Origin of the sequence: Campylobacter sp. IFREMER_LSEM_CL2194, assembly GCF_025771685.1 — a bacterium.
GTDB lineage: Bacteria > Campylobacterota > Campylobacteria > Campylobacterales > Campylobacteraceae > Campylobacter_D.
On the sequence record NZ_JAKMQS010000036.1, the window covers coordinates 1 to 1867 of the forward strand.

1 protein-coding gene and 1 pseudogene are annotated in these 1867 nt (G+C 29.7%); one reads left to right on the forward strand and one right to left on the reverse strand.

Annotated features, from left to right (window positions below; all coding sequences use genetic code 11):
- Window positions 1-200 (forward strand): annotated as a pseudogene (locus L8V79_RS08020) (peroxide stress protein YaaA); the annotation flags it as partial.
- A gap of 23 nt (window positions 201-223) precedes the next feature.
- On the opposite strand, the gene L8V79_RS08025 reads toward L8V79_RS08020, so the two are convergent.
- Complete coding sequence (locus L8V79_RS08025; protein WP_263703186.1) at window positions 224-1492, reverse strand: major outer membrane protein; 1269 nt, start codon at window positions 1490-1492, stop codon at window positions 224-226.
- Window positions 1493-1867: the final 375 nt, after the last annotated feature.

A 1867-nucleotide genomic window follows, 5' to 3' on the forward strand; every position in this document is an offset into this window, starting at 1 on the left:
TTACCCTCACTTTTTTAAAAAATTCCAAAACTTTAAGTCATTTTGCAAAGGCTTATAGGGGTAAAATATTAAGAATACTAGCAAGTAAAAATATACATAGTAAAGAAGCTTTACTAGAAAATCTACCAAATGATTTAAAAATAAAAGAAATTAAAATACAAGGATTAAAAGAAGAAATAATTTTAGATATAGTAAGCTAAGCCTTTTGGCTTAGCTTTTATAATTAGAATTTGTATAAAGCTTCAAGTCTGATGAATTGATCGTCAGCATTATCTACACCAGCTGTATTGAAATCTTCACTTAGGTAAGAATAGAATCCACTAAATGTAAGTTTTGGACTATAAGCATAAGATATGCTTCCAACCATTTCGTATTTATCTGTATCTACTTTTTCGTATTTAGTTTTACCACCAATATAGTCAAATCCTACTCTTAAAGTTTCAGCAAAAGTATAACCTAAACCTGCAAAATAGAAGAAGTTTTCACCCATATCACCTCTTAAATCACTACCATCAGAATAGAAAATTTGTTGACCTGGAGCAATAACCCTACCTAAATCTTCTAAAGTTACAAGAGTATCTTTATCTTTTTCACCATAACCAACTACACCAGCTTGGAAATCAAATGCAGAGATTTGTCCGCTGAATTTACCTGCATAGAAGTTACCATCATCTAGAGTGCTTCCAGCTTTTGTGTGTTCGCTATCTAAACTATTTCCTAAGTATTGAGCTTGAATTTTGAAGTTCATATCATTAAATGCAAATTTATAGCTAGCATCTACTGCATATAAGAATGCCCAGCTGTTAGCATAAGCTGCCCATACTTGGAAAGCAAATGGATCAAAATCACCTAATACAGCAGCACCGTATAAAGATGAATTTTTAATTCCTAAGCCAGTAAAATCACCATCATCTTCATCATTGAAGCTATCAAACCAATAACCAGCAAAAGTTAAACCTTCGATAGAATTGTTAAGAACTTTAGCTCCTGTACCTACTGCATCATCAGTCCAAATAGAACCAACTTCCATTTTACCGAAAATTACATTTGTAGCATAAGCTTCGTTAGTGTATTCTAAGTAAGCTTGGTTAACAGCAAAAGTGTCATGAGTGTTTGTTCCAGATTTTTTATAATTAGAATTATTTGGATTTACACCATTATCACCATAACCTAATTCGCTAGTGTTGTATTGGAATTGAACAAAAGCTTTGAAGTTATCATCTAAAGCTGCTTTGAAGTTTAATTGAGCTTTAAAGTTGTGCTCATTATTTTTTGAGCTGTTGTAACCATTGCTTATACCAGGAACTGGTCTGCCGTTATCATCAGTTTTATGAGCATTTTTTCCCGCATCATATCTATCAGATTCAAATCTGTATCTAAACATTCCTGATACATCAACATCTTTTATAGCTTCTTCAAGTGAAACAGCGTTAGCTGCTGAAAAAGCACCTGCAGCTAAAGCTGCTACTAAACTAAGTTTAACTAGTTTCATGAGAATTCTCCTTATTAAAATTAAAACTATGGCTTGTATTATATCATAGTTTTATATGAGAATTCTTAAAGTAAACAAAAATATGTATTTATTGGGATATATATTTGAAGTTATAGTATGTTGTTATACTATAAATTATTAGTATATAATGATTATAGTTTAGATAATCAAACTATATTAAATTAAATCTTTAAAATTATAATTTAATTTTATTCCTAATTTTATATTTTATAAATAATCTCATTCATATTTAAAACTATATATCTTTAAAGATCTAGTAAAAAACTAGATCTTTAAAAACTAAGGAGTTATCTATGAATGTTTGCTTTTACAGATGTAATTATGCTCTTTGATAGTTAATGTTTGGAAACTGGG